This is a genomic window from Spirillospora sp. CA-128828 (assembly GCF_050945415.1).
Lineage (GTDB): Bacteria > Actinomycetota > Actinomycetes > Streptosporangiales > Streptosporangiaceae > Spirillospora.
This window is the reverse complement of record NZ_CP191986.1, coordinates 1,320,001-1,337,952: the sequence shown is the minus strand read 5'-3', so window position 1 is coordinate 1,337,952 and position 17,952 is coordinate 1,320,001. Positions and strand designations below refer to the sequence as shown.

Genomic DNA, 17,952 nt, shown 5'->3' with positions numbered 1-17,952 from the left:
CATGACCCCTCCGCGCCGCCCGGACCCCCCGCCGATGCAGACCAACGATGTCCGCATCGCGGCCGCGGGCACGGCCGCCTGGGCGGTGGCACTCGTCGTGCTGCTCATCGTCGGGCTGCCGTCCGACGACCGGTGGTGGCTGTGGGTGTGCGGTGCCGGCGTCGTGATCGGTCTGTTCGCCATGTGGTACACCCCCAGGCTCCAGGCCGGGCGGGCCCGGCAGGAGGCCGACCGCGCCGCCAAGCGCGGAACGGCCGGCTAGGGCTGCAGGTCGTCTTCGGCCAGCAGCATTGGCAGGGTTCCAGGGTCGCGTAGGACGGCCTCCAGCAGGAGCCGGTCGGTCCAGTGCCCCGTGGACCATGCGAGAGCTCGTGCCAGGCCACTGACGTTGCTCGCGTGGATCTGGCCGTCCCTCGTCCACCACGGGACGTTCTGGCCGTCGACGGTCAGGCGCTCATGCGCGAGGTAGCCGGCGGGGGCATCCGGCAGGACGGCCTTGACGAAACCTGGCACCGGACGCTTTTCGCCCTCCGACTCGACCACTCCCGGCACCTCATCGCCCGCAAGGGGCAGGTCGAGCATTTCGGCCAGCCGCACGTCCCTTCCCTGCGCGGCGATGATGAGCGGTTGCCCTTGGAGGAGAGGCAGGACATCGGGGCTGTCCAGGACGAGGGCGTCCGCAGCGTCGACGACCTCGACTTCTCCGTCCACGACTGCACGCACACGGTCGGGCGGCTCAACGACTGCTTCTGGAGTGTCCGCCAAGGCCGTCCACAGCACGCCCAACTGAGCGCGGCTCACGGATCGGTCAGGGTTACCGAGCCGGTCGAGCAACTCTTGGGCGCCCCTGGGCTCGTCGAGCAGGTCCGTGAGCGATGTGCGGACTCCCAGAGCAAGCAGGAGCCGCTCGTCCAAGCCCTCTGGCGCGACGTCGTAGAGGCCGGTCAGGGACTCGTCGCCGCCTAGCCGGAACTCGCCGGGTCTACGGCCGTCCAGAACCGGGTGTCGACTCAGCCACCACGCCGTGTACGACGGGACGGCGACACGCATACCGTTGTGCAGCGTGACGTGGGCGGGATCCACGATCGCGGCCCGCCATGGCGGTTCGGCGAGAACCTTGAGCGCGGCCGTCCAGTCGTCCACGAGTTCCAGATCGCGGACGGCCGCGAACTCGGGAACGAGCGGGGGAAGGTCCTGGGCGCCGATGCGCCGCAGCACGTCGTCCGCCCACAGATCCTCGTCGTCGAGTTCCAGGGTCTCGGCCTCGTCGGCCAGGCCCATGAGGTTCACGTCCTCGGCCTTGGCGAGGGCGAACCCGTCCAAGACGCCGACGGCCGTGAGCGTCTCCGGACCCCACCGCTCCAGCGTCTCGCCGTCCACGACGCCGAACGGCGCGTCCTCCGCCATGAGGCCCCGCAACGGGCTCTCCGGCAGGAGCAACTCACCCGCCGGGTAGAGCTCGCCGTCGTCCCCCGGCAGAGCCAGTTCGGCCAGCCAGGGCTCGTCACCGGGATCGACGTGCGCGGCCGCGGCCAGCCCCAGGACGGCCTCGGCGACCGCGTCCGGGTCCTCGGCCTCGAACGAATCCGCGACGGCCGCACGCACGGCCGCGTCCGCGAGCACGGCCCGCGGCCCCGCCTCGACCGCCCCGAGCCGGAGCAGCAGCGGATGCACGGCCTCCGGATGAACGAATCGCAGGCCCAGCGCTTCCGATCCCGCCGGATCGACGCCATCCGCGATCAACAACCCCCGCGGTCCTCGCACCAGACGACCCGCGTCGCCCGCCAACGGCACCGGCAAGGCCCCCAGAGCGTCCGTGGCGGCCCCTGCGAGCGCTTCGTACATCCGATGCCACCACGCGGGTTCCCGGTCCACAGCGGCCAGCTCATCGATGACGTCGGCCAGTTCCACCCGCCGGACCCCGAGCGCGGCCAGCGCCGGGCTCCGGGCGGGCCACTCCGGCGGCAGCAGGCCGCCGACCACGGCGTCCTCGCCGCCGAGCACGCCGACGAACGCGGCCGGCGCGTCCACGGCGATCGCGTCCCGCCCGCGCGTGCGGTGGGGCAGCAAGGGCGCCTCCGGAAGCCGCTCCCGGATCCCCCGCCGAATCCGCGCGTCGAGTTCCCCCGCCCCGACCGGCCCTGGGACGAGCCCGAGCACCTTCGGCGAAACGGGCAGCTCGCTCAACAACCTCACATAGGCGTCCGCAGCCCGGTCCACGAGGAACTCGGTCAGCGCCCCTGGCGCAACATGCCTCCGATCAGGCGCGAGTGGAAACGACCCAATGAGCAACGCGGGCAGATCAAGCCGTTCGTCGCTGGGCGTGGGCGCATGCAGAACACTCGGCGTGCCTTCCGGAAGGCCGTCCTCAGGCAGGGCCCAACGCACCTGCCAGAAAGGGCGTCCCCGTTCCTCAACCGGACGGTCTTCCAGAAGCGCCGCAGGAATCTCCCCATGCGCCTCGACCGTCCGCCACACACCCCCGTCGATCACCACCTCGCCCGGCGGGCGATGCTCGGCGGTCAGCGTCCGGACGTCCCCGTCAACATCGGTCTCAACGCGCTCCAGGGCAGGCAAGGCCAGCATCAGCGCGGCCCCGACCTGCCCCAGCTGCCGCCGGACCGACCCGACCGCGTCGTCCCGCAACGGCAACCGCACAACCGTGTCGAACCCGTCCGGAACCTCGGGCGGCTCATCCAAGGCGAACGGCAACCGCAGCAACGGAACATGTCCGCCCCGCCGCCGAAGTTCGTCACCGAGCCCCGGAATCGCCTCGGCCAGCCCCCGAGCCCGCTCCAGCGACCACCCGACCCCCGCCGCCCCAGACGCGATGGACGGTTCGTCGGTCACGGCGACGACGGCGGCGAAGCCCACGCCGAAACGGCCGACCGCTCCGGTCTCGTCGCGTTTGGCTGAGGCGCGAAGTGTGGAGAGGGCCTCCACGCCGGCGGCGTCCAGCGGCGCACCCGTGTTCGCCGCCATCAGCACCGGCCGGCCATCGGTGCGGAGGGTCAGGCGGAGACGGCCGGGGGCAGCGGCACGGAGCGCGGCATCGGCGGCGTTCTGGGCAAGCTCGATGACGACGCGATCGCGATAGCCGCCAAGGGCGTGGTCCTCTTCGGCGTTGGCGTCCTCGCGGAACCGCGCCGGCGACTCGGCCCAGGCGCGCAGCACGCGCTCACGCAGGTCCCCGGCGCCGAACACGTCCTCCATGGGATCAGCTGTGGCCGAGAGCCTCGTCGTCCAGTGACGCGGCGTCCTCGTCACCACTCGGCGGGACGATCTCGTAGCCCAGTTCGTCGATGACCGGCGGATTGTGCTCGGAAACGGCCGGAAGGGACACGGCCTCGGAGTGGGCGCCGCAGCCGTGGTCGGCGGAGACGACGCGACCGTCGTCGGGGGCGTACTCGTTGGCGCAGACGCCGAAGACCTGCCGCAGCTCGCCCGCGAGGGCGACGAAGAAGCCGCAGGTGGAGCACTGGGCGGGCGCGGACGCGGCGATCGGGGCGCGCGGGCCGGCGACGCCGTCGTACCAGCGGGTGGCGGCCTCGTCCCGGCCCTCCCGGGACAGCACCCGGACCCGGCCGAGGCCGAGCTCCCACTGCGCCTCGCGGTCGGTGGTCTCGTCCACCTGCGTGAAGCCGGCGGCGAGCCGGACGTCGTCGGGCGCGGTCGGGAGCAGGTCGCCGGGGCCGAGGTCGCCGGGGCGCAGCCGCTCCAGCCACGGCACCCACGGCGGCGCGAGGAGGGCGTCGTCGCCGGGCAGCAGGACGCATTCACTGACCGTGACCGACTTGGCGCGCGACGCACGGGTCACGGTGACGGCCCAGCGCCAGCCCGTGTACGCGGCGTCGAGGCACGTGAAGTAGTGCGTGACCACGCGGTCCGCGTCGGCGCGCACACCGAGGTGCTCGCCGACCCGGCCGGGCCGGGCGGTGTCGGCGGCGGCCTCGCGGGCCAGGTCGACGGCCTCGGCGCAGGCGGTGTCGATGGCGGGCGTACGGGTCCGGCGGGCGGTCCCGGAGGCGGTGCGCGCGGCGGCCGGACGCGCAGGGCTGGACTGACGCTGTGGGCTCACAGGTCAATTCTCGCCCATGCGAGCACGTGGCCGGACACGAGCCCGGGGCGTCGGTGAGGTGAGCCCGCATCCCAGCGGGGAACGTACTCTCAATTGAGCCACTCCAAGGTCCGTGCCTCGACGAAGAGCCGGGACGACCGCAGGGGAGAGATCAGCGCGCATGGGAGACCGCACACGGGCGGGTCGGTCCGTACGCGCCGTCGCCGGTGGTGCGGCGCGGGCGTGCCGCGGCGCCCGCTCGGCCGTGCTGGGGACGGGACGGCTCACCCGCCGCGTCACGCACGCGCAGGGCGCCGGGCGCAGCGGGCTCGGCAGCCTGATCGAGTCGTCGGCGTTCAACTCCGCCGGGGACGCCCTGGTCACGGTCGCCCTGGCGGGAACCCTGTTCTTCGGCCTGGACGTCAACCAGGCGCGCGGCCAGGTCGCCCTCTACCTCGTCGCCACGATGGCGCCGTTCGCGCTCGTGGCGCCGCTGATCGGCCCGGCGCTGGACCGCGCCCGGCACGTCCGCCGGTACGCGATCGCGAGCACGTTCGTGATGCGGGCGCTGCTGTGCTGGGCGATGGCGAGCGCGCTCCCGCACGGCGACCAGGTCACGTTCCTGCCGGCCGCGTTCGGGGTGCTCGTGCTGTCGAAGGCGTTCGGGGTGCTGCGGGCGGCGGTCACCCCGCGCGTCCTGCCGGACGAGATCACGCTGGTGACGGCGAACGCGCGCTCGTCGTTCGCCGGGCTGATCGCCGCGTCGATCACCGCGCCGATCGGGGCCGGTCTCGCCGTCCTGATCGGGGCCGGCTGGGTGCTGCGCATCGGCACGGTCGTGTTCCTGCTGGGCGTCGTGTTCACCATGCGCCTCCCCCGGCACGTGGACGTCCCGGAAGCGGAACCGGCGGCGGACACCTCCGGGAGACCCCGCCGGCTGTGGCGGGCCCTGCCGCGCGTCGGACCGGTCGTCGCGGAGGCGATGCAGGCGAACGCGGCGCTCCGCGCGTTCTCCGGCTTCCTGATCATCTACCTGGCGTTCCTGCTGCGGCAGGAACGGTTCGACCCGGTGTCGCACCACGTCGCGCTCGGCCTGCTGGCGGCGTGCGCGGGGGCGGGCGGGCTGATCGGCACGGCGCTGGGCGCCTGGATGAAGGCGCGGGCGCCCCGGTTCATCGTGTCGGCGACGCTGGCGTCCGTGACCGTCGTGACCGCCGCCGGCGCCGCGTTCTTCGGGCTCTGGGCGGCCCTCGCCGTGGCGACCGCGGCCGGTCTCGGCCAGGTGCTCGGCAAGCTGTCCATGGACGCGGTCGTGCAGCGCGAGATCGGCGAGGAGATGCGCTCGTCCACCTTCGCGGTGTCGGAGACGCTGCACCAGCTGAGCTGGGTGCTCGGCGGACTGCTCGGCCTGGGCATGTCGATCGTCGCGGACGGACGGGTCGCGCTGGCTGTCGTGGCGGCGGCGCTGGCCCTCGCCTTCGGCCTCCTGCTGTCCCGTCAGGCCGGCACGCACCACAGGGAGCACCATCCCGGCCGCCCCACCACGATCAAGGACGCCCGCCCCGAGATGCACACCTGAGGCGAGTCCCGGCGGTCAGGGGGACAGGTCGTCGGCGACGGCGCGCAGGACGATGGCGATCTTCTTGGCCTCCGCCGGGGCGGGGTGCTTGCCGCGCCGGTAGGTGTTGGAGATCCCGTCCAGCAGCTTGATCAGGTCCTCGGTGATGACGACCATCTCGTCCGGCTTCTTGCGCCGCTGCTTGGCGATGGTCTTCTCCACCGACGGCAGCGTCTCCAGCACCCGGACCTGGAGTGCCTGCTGGCCGCGGCGTCCCTCGACCACGCCGAACTCGATGCGCTGGCCCGGCCGCAGCGTCGTGACCCCGCCAGGGAGCGCCGACGAGTGCACGAAGACCTCACCGCCGTCGTCGCGGGTGAGGAAGCCGAACCCCTTGTCGGAGTCGTACCACTTGACCTTGCCAGTCGGCACCGGAGACCTCGTTCGGTAATCGTCCTGAAATCGACCCCAAGATTAGTGCCTCGCCGCGGGCCGGTGAACACGCCGGGTGCCCCCGCGACGCCTGTGGGGCAACGCCTCAGAAGCTATCCCGGACGTCCCGGCATGGCATCCGAATATCGACCCGCAGTTCAGGCCGTCCGGAACTCGCCGAGCCATTCGGGGAAGGCCAGCAGGTCCGGCAGGACGACGTCCGCTCCGTAGGCCGCGAGGGCCGCCGAGTCGTACGAGCCGGTCGCCACGGCCACCGCGACCGCGGACGCGGCCCGGGCGGCGTCCACGTCGCCGGTGTGGTCGCCGATGTACGCCCCGGCGCCGTGCGCGCGCAGGGCGCCGCCCTTGTCCGCGCCGAACAGGCCTCCCACCACGGCGTCGGCCTCCAGCCCGAGGAACCGCACGGTGCGCTCGGTGTCGGCCTGGTTCTTGCCCGAGACGACCACCACGCGCCCGCCCCTGGCCCGTACCGCGTCGAGGGCTTCGACGGCGCCCGGCATGGGGAGGGTCGCCGGGACCGCGACGTCGGCGTAGATCGCCCGGTAGCGCGCCGCCATCACGGGCACCTCGTCCGGCGGGAACCAGTACGCGAGTTCCTCCTCCAGCGGAGGGCCGATGCGCCGCACCACCAGGTCGGTGTCGATCGCGACGCCCGTCTCCGCGGCGAGGGACGCGTAGACGGCGCTGATGCCGGCCCGGGTGTCGGCGAGGGTCAGATCGAGGTCGAACCCGACAGCGAAGTCGATGTCAGGAGATTTCGGGAGATCAACGTCGAGCACCCCCCTAGGGTAAGGGGCTGGACACACGCGAGGACCCGCGCTCTCCTGGTAGTGGCGATGCGACGGGATCCGAGTAGGAGAGCGCGGGACCGTGCTGCGGATATACCCGGGCCCCCGGCCATAAACCAGGTGACCAGGGAAAACACAGCACCCGAACAAACCACCCCCACCCCAAGGACGATCACCGCCCGCGCCGCCGGAGTCCCCCGGTGAAGGAGGCCGCAGATGGCAGAGACCCAGACCGAGCCCGGCGGTGACCACCGCGCCCCGCGCACGCGGCGGCTCACGGCCGGCGCCGCCACGGCCCGCCGCCGAGCCGTCGGCCTGCTCGCCACGGTGATCTCCGTCGTGACCACGCTCGTCGTGCTGGTCCTGGCCGTGCACATCGTGTTCGTGGCGTTCGAGGCCAACACGGGCAACGACCTCGTCCGCTGGTTCGGCGAACGGGCCACCGACCTGTGCTGGCAGTTCAAGGACGTCTTCCAGCCCGAGAACCACAAGGTCGAGGTCGCCGTCAACTACGGCCTGGCCGCCCTCGTCTACCTGGTGTTCGGCCGCATCCTCGTCGGCCTGGTCCGCCGCCTGGGCTAGTCGCGACCGGGGAAACGGACCATGTCGAAGGGCCACGCCGTGGTGACCCACGTGCGGACGAACTCCTCCAGCTCCTTGTCCAGGGCGGAGTTCTCCTCGTCCGCACGCACCCAGAAGACCACGACGGCGTCCGCCCCGGCCTCGTCGGACGGGGCGACATGGATGCGGCCGAGCTGCCGCTCCCCGTCCGGTGTGATCACGACGTAGCTGAACGAGCGGCGCAGCTGCCCCTGCTTCTGCAGCCACGCGACGTCGATCAGGGCCTGCTCGAACGTGAACTCACGGTCGGGCCAGCCCCACTCGGGCCCGAACCGGCCGGCCAGCCGGTCCAGGCTGCCCATCACGGCGCCGTAGTCCTTGACCACGTCGTGCACGGTGATCGGGCGGATCTGGAAGTCGGGCCCGGCCACCAGGGTGGGCACCACGAAGTCCTCGGGCAGGAAGGCCCCGTCGGCCGCCTTCCGCGGAGACTTGAACATCGCCGACCTTTCCGACAACGCCCCTCCCGGCGATAGGGCGCGGACGAAGGAACTCTAGTCGCCCCCGGCCCGGTACGAGCCGCATCGGGGATTCGGGCGCGCCGCGACGTCACGCGGCGCCCCGGCCGGTCGAAGATGCCTTAGTGTTCTTGCGGAGGATTTCATCACCATGACGACATCTACGCGCGAGCGCATCGTGGCCGAGTCGCTCCGGTTGTTCGCCGAGCGGGGCTACGCGGCGACGTCCGTCGCGGAGATCGAGGCGGCGGCCGGGCTGTCGCCGGGCGCGGGCGGTCTCTACCGGCACTTCCGGTCGAAGGAGGAGGTGCTCGCCTCCGCCATCCGCGAACACATCGAGCGGACCCGCCGGCAGATCAGCGACGTGCTCGTGCAGGCGACCGCGTTCGAGGGCCGTCCGCTGGAGATCCGGCTGCGGATGACGTGCCAGGCCGGGCTCGCGAAGATGCGCGAGGAACAGGACCTCATCCGGGTGCTGTTCCGCGACCTCGACCAGTTCCCGAACCTCGTCGCGGAGATGCGCGAGGGCATCGTCAACCCGCTCTACGACGGGATCGCGACCTGGCTGTCGGCCCAGCCGGAGTTCGAGGGCGTGGACGAGGACTGGCCGGCCGTCGCGGCGATCCTCGGCGGCGCGGTGGTGAACTACTGGCTGGCGAACGAATCGATGTACGAGCCGCCGACCCGCATCGACGAGAAGCGGTTCGTGGAGAGCTGGGCGCGCCTCGGGCTCGGGCTGGTGCACCTGGAACGCACTCCCGCCACCTGACCTGCGCCATCCCTGTTCCCCGTCGCGCGCGGGCTTCTACTCTTGAGGGCCTGCGCACCCGCGGCGTGCACGCCACATAAAGTTGGGGAACTGATGGAAACGTATGCGGACTGGCTGCGCGCGCGAGGCGATGACGAGCTTCGCGCGCTGCTGTCCGCGCGTCCCGAGCTGCTCGCCCCCGTTCCCGCCGACCTGACCGCCCTCGCCGCCCGTGCCGCGACGCCCGCCGCGGTGTCCCGGGCGCTCGACCGCCTGGACCGTTTCACGCTCGCCGTCCTGGAGGCGCTCCTCGTCCTGCCCGCACCGGCCGGGCCGGACGCGCTGGCCGCCACCCTCGACGCCGCACCCGGCCAGGCCGCCGACGCGCTCGGCACGCTCCGCCGGTACGGGCTGGCCTGGGGGGACGACACGCCGAACACGGCACCCGGCGTCCGGCAGGCCCTGCCGCACCCGGCGGGGCTCGGACCGCCCGTCCGGGAGGTCTTCGCGGGCTACTCCACCGAGCGGCTCACCGATCTGATCACCGACCTGGACGGCGAGGAGCCGCGCGGGTTCGCCGACGCCGCACGGCTCCTGGGCCGGCTCACCGAGCTGCTCGCCGACCCCGGCGCCCTGATCGACGACGCCGGACCCGACGCCCGCGCCGCCCTCGACCAGCTCGCCTGGGGCCCGCCGGTCGGACGGGTCGCCGACGCGCGCCGGCCCGTGCGGACCGACACCGCGACCACCCCGATCGAGCGGCTGCTCGCGCGCGGCCTGCTCGCCGCCGAAGACGACCGCACGGTCACGCTGCCCCGGGAGGTCGCGCTGCATCTGCGCGGCGGCCGGCTGTTCCGCGACGTCCCGGCGGAGCCGCCCCCGCTCACCTCGGCCACGGAGCCGCGCCGGGAGGACGTCCTGGTCCGCGCCGCCGCCGGCGAGGCGTTCAACGCCGTCAGGCTCACCGAGGAACTGCTGGAACGCTGGGGCCTGGATCCGCCTCCCGTGCTGCGCAGCGGCGGCCTCGCCGTCCGCGACCTGCGCGCCGCCGCGGTGCTCCTGGACGTCCCGGAATGGAAGGCGGCGCTCCTCGTCGAGGTCGCGTGCGCCGCGGGCCTGCTGACCCGCAGCGGCGACCTCGACGGCGAATGGCTGCCCACCCCCGCCTACGACCTGTGGCTGATGCGCGACACCGCCGGCCGCTGGACGGAACTGGCGCGCGGCTGGCTGAAGTCCGACCGCGCCGCCGGCCTCGCCGGGGAACGCGACGACCGCGACCGGCTCATCAACGCGCTCAGCGAGGCGATGGTGCGCAGCAGCGCGCCGTCCACCCGCCGGGCGATCCTGGACGTCCTCGCGGGCGCGGGTCGCGGCGTCGTCGTCGACGAGGACGCGCTCCGCACCCGGCTCGCGTGGCTGCGGCCCCGCCGCGGCGGCCCGACCCGCGACCGGCTCCTCGGCTGGACGCTCCGCGAGGCCGCCGTCCTCGGCCTCACCGGCTTCGGTGAGCTGGCCCCCTTCGCCCGCGAGCTGCTCGCCGGCGACGACCCCGAACCGGGGCTGGAGAAGTACCTCCCCGCGCCCGTCGACCAGATCGTCATCCAGGCCGACCTGACCGCGATCGCGCCCGGCCCGCTGGTCACCGACCTCGCCCGGGAGCTCGCGCTCGCCGCCGACGTCGAGTCCACCGGCGGCGCCACCGTGTACCGCTTCACCCCCGAGTCGATCCGCCGGGCCCTGGACGCCGGACGGACCGCCGCCGACGTCACCGACCTCCTCACCAGGCATTCGGCGACCCCGCTCCCGCAGCCGCTCGGCTATCTGATCGACGACGTGGCCCGCCGGCACGGGCACCTGCGCGTCGGCGTGCTCTCGTCCTACGTGCGGACCGACTCGCCCGCCACCCTCGACGAGATCCTCGCCGACCGCCGCGCCGGCCCGCTGCGCCTGCACCGCCTCGCCCCGACCGTCCTCGCGTCCGGGCTGCAGCGCACCGACCTGCTCGACGGGCTGCGCGCCATGGGCCTCGCCCCGGTCGCCGAGGCGCCCGGCGGCGGCGTGATCGTGACCCGGCCGGACGCGCAGCGCGCCGAGCCGCCGCCGACCGCCGAGATCGTCCGGCTGCGCCCCGACACCCGCAGCGACGCCTCGATGATCACCGCTGCGGTGCGGGCGCTGCGCGCCGGGGACGAGGCCGCCCTGCACGGCGCCGAGCACGCCCGGCAGGCCCCGTCCGGCGAGCCGCCCCGCTCCCCCGCGATGGCCACCATCGAGCGGCTCCGCGCCGCCGTCGAGCGCGGCGGACGCGTCTGGATCGGCTACCTCGACCAGCAGGGCCAGGCGTCCAGCCGCATCGTCGAGCCGGTCCGCGTCGAGGGCGGCTTCCTCACCGGCTACGACGCCACCCGCGCCGCCGTGCACCGGTTCGCCCTGCACCGCATCACCGGCGTCTCCGAACTCGACGACGCCTCATAACCGCTCCGGTGCGGGGGCCGGTGCCCGGTGTCCGGAAACGGACGCGAGAAACGGCGGGAACCGGCGAACGTCGCATACGGTCCAACCTGTGACCCATCGGACCGATAGCGTGTCCGGGCGAGTGGTGTGAGGAGGCTCCCGATGAGCGGGTACGGAGGGCGTCCGCCGTCGGGCTGGGACGACCCCTATGGCGGATCGCAGGGCTGGGACTCTGGCGGCACGTACGGGCAGGGGCAGGGGTACGGCTACAGCCAGCCCGGATACGGCCAGCCCGGATACGGCCAGCCGGGTTACGGCCAGCCGGGATACGGCTACGGGCCCCCGGGCGTCCCGTACGGGGCCCCGAGCAACGGCTCCACCATCGCCGCCCTCGTCTGCAACGCCGTCGCGATCCTGCTCTGCTGCAACATCGTCGCCATTCCCGGCGTCATCACCGCCGCGGTCGCCCTCGGCCGCACCCAGACCGACCCGCCGTCCGCCCGGAGGCTGACGATCTGGAGCTGGTCGCTCTTCGCCGCGTCCGTGTTCATCGCGATCATCGTCCTGATCATCTACATCATCATCGGCGTCACGGCGTCCGACCCGGACTACAGCTCGTCCGACGGCATCTGACCGGCGGGCGCCGGCGCTAGGAAGACCGGCGCAATAAAGACGCCGGACGGGGCGTTGAACCCTGCGATCCGGCATGGAACGCGCGACGTGGCGTCGCGGCTCGGGTAGCGTGCGGCAGCGGTGCCCCGGCGTCCGGACGAGGCATCGATCACCGAAATCCGACGGGGGCTCCTGCTTTGACCGACGGTCCGCTCATCGTCCAGTCCGACAAGACGCTGCTGCTGGAGGTCGACCACGAACTGGCCGACGCCTGCCGCAAGGACATCGCGCCGTTCGCCGAGCTCGAACGGGCCCCCGAGCACATGCACACCTACCGTGTGACGCCGCTCGCCCTGTGGAACGCGCGTGCCGCCGGGCACGACGCCGAGCAGGTCGTCGACACGCTGATCCGGTACTCGCGGTACCCCGTCCCGCACGCGCTGCTCGTGGACGTCGCCGACACGATGGCGCGGTACGGGCGGCTGCGGCTGGAGAAGGACCCCGCGCACGGGCTCCTCCTGTCGTCCTCCGACCGCTCGGTGCTGGAGGAGGTGCTGCGGGCCAAGAAGATCAAGGGCATGCTCGGAGACCGGGTCGGCGAGGACGCCGTCGCCGTCCACCCGAGCGAACGCGGCGCACTCAAGCAGGCCCTGCTCAAGCTCGGCTGGCCCGCCGAGGACCTCGCCGGCTACGTGGACGGCGAGGCTCACGCCATCTCCCTCGTCGAGGACGGCTGGGAGCTCCGCTCCTACCAGCGGGACGCCACCACGGCGTTCTGGCACGGCGGGTCGGGCGTCGTCGTCCTGCCCTGCGGCGCCGGCAAGACCATCGTGGGCGCCGCCGCCATGGCCCGCGCCCAGGCGACCACGCTGATCCTCGTCACCAACACCGTCTCGGCGCACCAGTGGAAGCAGGAGCTTCTGCGGCGCACGTCCCTCACCGAGGACGAGATCGGCGAGTACACCGGCACGAAGAAGGAGATCCGGCCGGTCACCATCGCCACCTACCAGATCATGACGACGCGCCGGAAGGGCGCCTACGCCCACCTGGAGCTCTTCGACGCCCGCGACTGGGGGCTCGTCGTCTACGACGAAGTCCACCTGCTGCCCGCGCCGATCTTCCGGATGACCGCCGACCTGCAGGCCCGCCGCCGTCTCGGCCTCACCGCCACCCTCGTCCGGGAGGACGGCCGCGAAGGCGACGTGTTCTCGCTGATCGGGCCGAAGCGCTACGACGCGCCCTGGAAGGACATGGAGGCGCAGGGCTGGATCGCGCCCGCCGACTGCGTCGAGGTCCGCGTCACCCTCACCGACGCCGAACGTCTCGCCTACGCGACCGCCGAACCTGAAGAGCGTTACCGCTTCTGCGCCACGACGGATACCAAGACCAAGCTCATCCAGGCACTGGTGGACCGGCACCGGGGAGAGCAGACACTGGTCATCGGCCAGTACATCGACCAGTTGGACGAGCTCGGGTCGCTGTTGGACGCTCCCGTCATCAAGGGCGAGACGCGTGTGCGTGAACGGGAGCGCTTGTTCGACGCGTTCCGCGCACGTGAGATCGACGTCCTGGTCGTGTCCAAGGTGGCGAACTTCTCCATCGACCTGCCTGAAGCCTCTGTCGCCGTCCAGGTGTCGGGGGCCTTCGGGTCACGGCAGGAGGAAGCGCAACGGCTGGGACGTCTGCTGCGGCCCAAGGCGTCCGGGGCCGGGGCCCGGTTCTACGCCGTCGTCGCCCGCGACACCCTGGACCAGGACTATGCCGCCCACCGGCAGCGGTTCCTGGCCGAGCAAGGGTACGCCTACCGCATCGTCGACGCCGACACCGTCCTGGCCGGAGACGATTTCTGACGCGATGACCCGAGGGCGCTCCCGGGCTAATCGGGCTTCGCGTGCCGCCAGAGAATCGGCCGACCGTCGGGGGTCGAGGTCAGCCAGCTGCCGTCGCCCAGTGGCTCGAAGTCGTAAGCGTTGCGGGAATGGGCATCGAGGCTGTCCTGAACACCACCCGTCCGCAGATCCACCAGGTAGTGCTGGTGCCACTCCTCTTCGTCTTCCGTCTCGCCCCCGACCGTGACGATCGCCGTATCGGGGTCCAGGTAGCCGCCGCTCCATTCGACGCAGGCATCCTCAGGCCCGTGCCCGAAGACTTCGATGGGGAGGGTCAGCACGACCTCGCCGCCGGGGTGGTCATGAAACTGGACGTCGGACTGGCCATGGTCGACGCTCATGAAGCGGCGACCATCCGGCGAAATGTCGATCGGACAGCGGTCGGCCCATGGATACCGGTCGAGAACGAGTGCGCCGTCCGAGAGGGCACCGCGGTAGACGACGCAGCCGTCCTGGCCTTCGCCGACCGAAAGCATGAAGTGGGAGCCGCTGGGATGCCTGAGGCTTGTGGCGCCGTGTCCGGCGGTCTCCAGCTCGGCTTGGGCTACGACACTCCCTGAGCCGGCGTCCAGGACGACCCACATGTCGGGGTTGCCGCGGCCGGCCATGGCATCCGGGCGGTAGACCCAGACGAGAGATTCATCGAGGGAGTAGTCGCAACTCGGCCAATGGCCGTACTTCTCCTTCGACCTGGGGGCGAATTCATAGCGCCATAGCTCGGCGCCGGCCCGGTCAATGCAGACGACTTCGTGTTTGGTGGCATACAACGCTCTGTGGAGTTCAGCGGTGACCGCGTGATCGTGTACTTCGTCGTCGGAGGCGATCCGGAACTTCGCCACCGGATCAAGCTCTCCGGGCCGGGACGTGGTCGGCTCGTAGGCGCACACACTGCCTTGCAGATGGCGAGTGATGATCCGCTGCATGGCGGAAAGAGTATCTAAAACGAGGAAGGGCCCCGCCGTGTCGGCGGGGCCCTATCCATAATATGAGTCCGGCGGTGTCCTACTCTCCCACACAGTCTCCCATGCAGTACCATCGGCGCTGAAGGGCTTAACTTCCGGGTTCGGGATGGGACCGGGTGTTTCCCCCTCGCCAAAACCACCGAACGACCAACCCCCAACACCCCCAGCAGGGGTGCGGGAAGAACTCGTCCGAGCAACCAAGGCTCGATATTATGTTGTGCGGGTTCCCGGTTGTTTCCTGGGAACCACACAGGGACGCGAACATCGTCTCGCAGCGAGATGCTTTGAACGTTCAGTGTGTTCAAGCCACTCGGCCTATTAGTACCGGTCGACTCCACACGTCACCGTGCTTCCATCTCCAGCCTATCAACCCGGTCGTCTACCGGGGGCCTTACACCCCACAAAGGGGGTGGGAGAACTCATCTCGAGGAAGGCTTCCCGCTTAGATGCTTTCAGCGGTTATCCCGACCGAACGTAGCCAACCAGCCGTGCCCCTGGCGGGACAACTGGCACACCAGAGGTTCGTCCGTCCCGGTCCTCTCGTACTAGGGACAGACCCTCTCAATTCTCCTACGCGCACAGCGGATAGGGACCGAACTGTCTCGCGACGTTCTAAACCCAGCTCGCGTGCCGCTTTAATGGGCGAACAGCCCAACCCTTGGGACCTACTCCAGCCCCAGGATGCGACGAGCCGACATCGAGGTGCCAAACCATCCCGTCGATATGGACTCTTGGGGAAGATCAGCCTGTTATCCCCGGGGTACCTTTTAGCCGTTGAGCGACACCACTTCCACACGTAGGTGCCGGATCACTAGGCCCTGCTTTCGCACCTGCTCGACACGTCCGTCTCACAGTCAAGCTCCCTTGTGCCCTTGCACTCGCCACCTGATTGCCAACCAGGCTGAGGGAACCTTTGGGCGCCTCCGTTACTCTTTGGGAGGCAACCGCCCCAGTTAAACTACCCACCAGGCACTGTCCCCCACCCGGATACACGGGTGCGGGTTAGACGCTCAAAACGACCAGAGTGGTATTTCACCAATGACTCCACCCAAACTGGCGTCTGGGCTTCACAGTCTCCCACCTATCCTACACAAGACGCTTCAGGCGCCAATGCCAAGCTGTAGTGAAGGTCCCGGGGTCTTTCCGTCCTGCTGCGCGAAACGAGCATCTTTACTCGTACTGCAATTTCGCCGGGCCTGTGGTTGAGACAGCGGGGAAGTCGTTACGCCATTCGTGCAGGTCGGAACTTACCCGACAAGGAATTTCGCTACCTTAGGATGGTTATAGTTACCACCGCCGTTTACCGGCGCTTAGATTCTCAGCTTCGACACCCGAAAGCGTCTAACCGGTCCTCTTAACGTTCCGGCACCGGGCAGGCGTCAGTCCGTATACAGCGTCTTACGACTTCGCACGGACCTGTGTTTTTAGTAAACAGTCGCTTCCCCCTGGCCTCTGCGACCCCACCCAGCTCCCCGTGCAAGACGGTTCACCAAGCGTGGTCCCCCTTCTCCCAAAGTTACGGGGGCAATTTGCCGAGTTCCTTAACCACAGTTCACCCGATCGCCTTGGTATTCTCTACCTGACCACCTGAGTCGGTTTAGGGTACGGGCCGCCGATACACTCGCTAGAGGCTTTTCTCGACAGCATGGGATCACTCACTTCACCTAAAACGGCTCGGCATCACATCTCACCCTTAAACGGTGCACGGATTTACCTGCACACCGGGCTACATGCTTACCCCAGGACAACCATCGCCTGGGCTGAGCTACCCTCCTGCGTCACCCCATCACTCACCTACTACCCCCTCGGGCCGACCGCTAGGCCCAGGACAAGCCCGAAGGCTCAACCCGGGATTCGGGGTCTTAGCATCAGAGGGTTCAGCGTTGGCGCATACCAGCGGGTACGGGAATATCAACCCGTTGTCCATCGACTACGCCTGTCGGCCTCGCCTTAGGTCCCGACTTACCCTGGGCGGATTAGCCTGCCCCAGGAACCCTTGGTCATCCGGCGCACACGTTTCTCACGTGTGATTCGCTACTCATGCCTGCATTCTCACTCCCACACCCTCCACCCCTGGGTCACCCCGAGGCTTCACCGGACGCAGGACGCTCCCCTACCCATCACACCCAAAAGGATGCAATGCCACGGCTTCGGCGGTGTGCTTGAGCCCCGCTACATTGTCGGCGCGGAATCACTTGACCAGTGAGCTATTACGCACTCTTTCAAGGATGGCTGCTTCTAAGCCAACCTCCTGGTTGTCACAGCAACTCCACATCCTTTCCCACTTAGCACACGCTTAGGGGCCTTAACCGATGATCTGGGCTGTTTCCCTCTCGACTACGAAGCTTATCCCCCGCAGTCTCACTGCCACGCTCTCACTTACCGGCATTCGGAGTTTGGCTGACGTCAGTAACCTTGTAGGGCCCATCAGCCATCCAGTAGCTCTACCTCCGGCAAGAAACACGCAACGCTGCACCTAAATGCATTTCGGGGAGAACCAGCTATCACGGAGTTTGATTGGCCTTTCACCCCTAACCACAGGTCATCCCCCAGGTTTTCAACCCTGGTGGGTTCGGGCCTCCACACCGTCTTACCGGCGCTTCACCCTGCCCATGGCTAGATCACCCCGCTTCGGGTCTACAGCATGCGACTAAAACGCCCTATTCAGACTCGCTTTCGCTACGGCTACCCGCCACCGGTTAACCTCGCCACACACCATAACTCGCAGGCTCATTCTTCAAAAGGCACGCCATCACGAACAAGAGAAACAAGTTCCCCTCGAGGACGCTCTGACGGCTTGTAGGCACACGGTTTCAGGTACTATTTCACGACCCCTCACCGGGGCACTTTTCACCTTTCCCTCACGGTACTAGTCCGCTATCGGTCACCAGGAAGTATTCAGCCTTACCACGTGGTCGTGGCAGATTCACACGGGATTTCACGGGCCCCGTGCTACTCGGGAACACACCCAGAAGCCACTCGAATTTCGTCTACCGGACTCTCACCGTCTACGGTCGGCCATCCCAAGCCGTTCAACTATCCGAGCAGTTTATAACTCCTTGCCGTCCCGGCAGAGACGACCAGATGGTCCCACAACCCCGCACACGCAACGCCTGCCGGCTATCACACGCGCACGGTTTAGGCTCCTCCGCTTTCGCTCACCACTACTCACGGAATCACAATTGTTTTCTCTTCCTGCGGGTACTGAGATGTTTCACTTCCCCGCGTTCCCACCAACCTGCCTATACATTCAGCAGGCGGCGACACCCCATGACGAGTGCCAGGTTTCCCCATTCGGAAATCCCCGGATCAAAGTCTGGTTGCCGACTCCCCGAGGCATATCGCAGGCTCC

Annotated in this window: 13 protein-coding genes and 2 rRNA genes (1 of these 15 only partly in view); 7 read left to right on the top strand and 8 right to left on the bottom strand. The window is 69.6% G+C overall.

Annotated elements, in window-relative coordinates; genetic code table 11:
* Position 1: 1 nt before the first annotated feature.
* Positions 2–262 (top strand): DUF2530 domain-containing protein, encoded by a 261-nt coding sequence (locus ACQPXG_RS06925; RefSeq protein WP_433466778.1) that lies wholly within the window; start codon positions 2–4, stop codon positions 260–262.
* Here ACQPXG_RS06925 and ACQPXG_RS06920 read toward each other — a convergent pair.
* Positions 259–3,213 (bottom strand): sacsin N-terminal ATP-binding-like domain-containing protein, encoded by a 2,955-nt coding sequence (locus ACQPXG_RS06920; protein ID WP_433466777.1) that lies wholly within the window; start codon positions 3,211–3,213, stop codon positions 259–261. The two genes, ACQPXG_RS06925 and ACQPXG_RS06920, sit on opposite strands and share 4 nt — an antisense overlap.
* A gap of 4 nt (positions 3,214–3,217) precedes the next feature.
* On the bottom strand, positions 3,218–3,961 hold the full coding sequence (locus ACQPXG_RS06915) for a DUF3027 domain-containing protein (RefSeq protein ID WP_433469910.1): 744 nt from the start codon (positions 3,959–3,961) through the stop codon (positions 3,218–3,220).
* 277 nt (positions 3,962–4,238) lie between these two features.
* Between ACQPXG_RS06915 and ACQPXG_RS06910 the strand changes: the two genes are divergently transcribed.
* A complete protein-coding gene (locus tag ACQPXG_RS06910; RefSeq protein WP_433466776.1) occupies positions 4,239–5,636 on the top strand; it encodes an MFS transporter in 1,398 nt (465 codons plus the stop codon).
* A gap of 15 nt (positions 5,637–5,651) precedes the next feature.
* Here the strand turns inward: ACQPXG_RS06910 and ACQPXG_RS06905 are convergent, their stop codons facing one another.
* The gene (locus ACQPXG_RS06905) at positions 5,652–6,047 is read right to left on the bottom strand and encodes a cold-shock protein (protein WP_433466775.1); all 396 of its coding nucleotides are present in this window, start codon (positions 6,045–6,047) and stop codon (positions 5,652–5,654) included.
* 158 nt (positions 6,048–6,205) lie between these two features.
* Positions 6,206–6,847 (bottom strand): HAD family hydrolase, encoded by a 642-nt coding sequence (locus ACQPXG_RS06900; RefSeq protein WP_433466774.1) that lies wholly within the window; start codon positions 6,845–6,847, stop codon positions 6,206–6,208.
* A 225-nt stretch (positions 6,848–7,072) separates the two neighbouring features.
* Between ACQPXG_RS06900 and ACQPXG_RS06895 the strand changes: the two genes are divergently transcribed.
* Entirely contained in the window at positions 7,073–7,438 is a 366-nt protein-coding gene (locus tag ACQPXG_RS06895; protein ID WP_433466773.1) for a hypothetical protein, read from the top strand.
* Here the strand turns inward: ACQPXG_RS06895 and ACQPXG_RS06890 are convergent.
* Complete coding sequence (locus ACQPXG_RS06890; protein ID WP_433466772.1) at positions 7,435–7,917, bottom strand: GNAT family N-acetyltransferase; 483 nt, start codon at positions 7,915–7,917, stop codon at positions 7,435–7,437. The genes ACQPXG_RS06895 and ACQPXG_RS06890 overlap by 4 nt on opposite strands.
* A 169-nt stretch (positions 7,918–8,086) precedes the next feature.
* Here ACQPXG_RS06890 and ACQPXG_RS06885 point away from each other — a divergent pair, with 169 nt between their 5' ends.
* The 4 genes from ACQPXG_RS06885 to ACQPXG_RS06870 all read left to right on the top strand — a co-directional run bounded on the left by ACQPXG_RS06885 (position 8,087) and on the right by ACQPXG_RS06870 (position 13,599).
* Entirely contained in the window at positions 8,087–8,704 is a 618-nt protein-coding gene (locus ACQPXG_RS06885; protein ID WP_433466771.1) for a TetR/AcrR family transcriptional regulator, read from the top strand.
* 93 nt (positions 8,705–8,797) lie between these two features.
* A complete protein-coding gene (locus ACQPXG_RS06880) occupies positions 8,798–11,158 on the top strand; it encodes a helicase-associated domain-containing protein (RefSeq protein ID WP_433466770.1) in 2,361 nt (786 codons plus the stop codon).
* A 141-nt stretch (positions 11,159–11,299) separates the two neighbouring features.
* A complete protein-coding gene (locus tag ACQPXG_RS06875; RefSeq protein WP_433466769.1) occupies positions 11,300–11,770 on the top strand; it encodes a hypothetical protein in 471 nt (156 codons plus the stop codon).
* 176 nt (positions 11,771–11,946) lie between these two features.
* Entirely contained in the window at positions 11,947–13,599 is a 1,653-nt protein-coding gene (locus tag ACQPXG_RS06870) for a DNA repair helicase XPB (protein ID WP_433466768.1), read from the top strand.
* 26 nt (positions 13,600–13,625) lie between these two features.
* On the opposite strand, the gene ACQPXG_RS06865 is transcribed toward ACQPXG_RS06870, so the two are convergent.
* The 3 genes from ACQPXG_RS06865 to ACQPXG_RS06855 form a co-directional block, all read right to left on the bottom strand.
* Positions 13,626–14,561 (bottom strand): hypothetical protein, encoded by a 936-nt coding sequence (locus ACQPXG_RS06865; RefSeq protein WP_433466767.1) that lies wholly within the window; start codon positions 14,559–14,561, stop codon positions 13,626–13,628.
* Between the two features lie 66 nt (positions 14,562–14,627).
* Positions 14,628–14,744, bottom strand: a 5S ribosomal RNA gene (rrf, locus tag ACQPXG_RS06860).
* A gap of 153 nt (positions 14,745–14,897) precedes the next feature.
* Positions 14,898–17,952, bottom strand: a 23S ribosomal RNA gene (locus ACQPXG_RS06855) (it continues 60 nt past the right edge of the window).

What these genes read in the sequence shown, in the direction of transcription:
- ACQPXG_RS06910 (WP_433466776.1), top strand. Translation starts at nt 4,239, where the DNA reads ATGGGAGACCGCACACGGGCGGGTCGGTCCGTACGCGCCGTCGCCGGT.
- ACQPXG_RS06920 (WP_433466777.1), bottom strand. Translation starts at nt 3,213, where the DNA reads ATGGAGGACGTGTTCGGCGCCGGGGACCTGCGTGAGCGCGTGCTGCGC.
- ACQPXG_RS06880 (WP_433466770.1), top strand. Translation starts at nt 8,798, where the DNA reads ATGGAAACGTATGCGGACTGGCTGCGCGCGCGAGGCGATGACGAGCTT.
- ACQPXG_RS06895 (WP_433466773.1), top strand. Translation starts at nt 7,073, where the DNA reads ATGGCAGAGACCCAGACCGAGCCCGGCGGTGACCACCGCGCCCCGCGC.
- ACQPXG_RS06890 (WP_433466772.1), bottom strand. Translation starts at nt 7,917, where the DNA reads ATGTTCAAGTCTCCGCGGAAGGCGGCCGACGGGGCCTTCCTGCCCGAG.
- ACQPXG_RS06885 (WP_433466771.1), top strand. Translation starts at nt 8,087, where the DNA reads ATGACGACATCTACGCGCGAGCGCATCGTGGCCGAGTCGCTCCGGTTG.
- ACQPXG_RS06865 (WP_433466767.1), bottom strand. Translation starts at nt 14,561, where the DNA reads ATGCAGCGGATCATCACTCGCCATCTGCAAGGCAGTGTGTGCGCCTAC.
- ACQPXG_RS06875 (WP_433466769.1), top strand. Translation starts at nt 11,300, where the DNA reads ATGAGCGGGTACGGAGGGCGTCCGCCGTCGGGCTGGGACGACCCCTAT.
- ACQPXG_RS06925 (WP_433466778.1), top strand. Translation starts at nt 2, where the DNA reads ATGACCCCTCCGCGCCGCCCGGACCCCCCGCCGATGCAGACCAACGAT.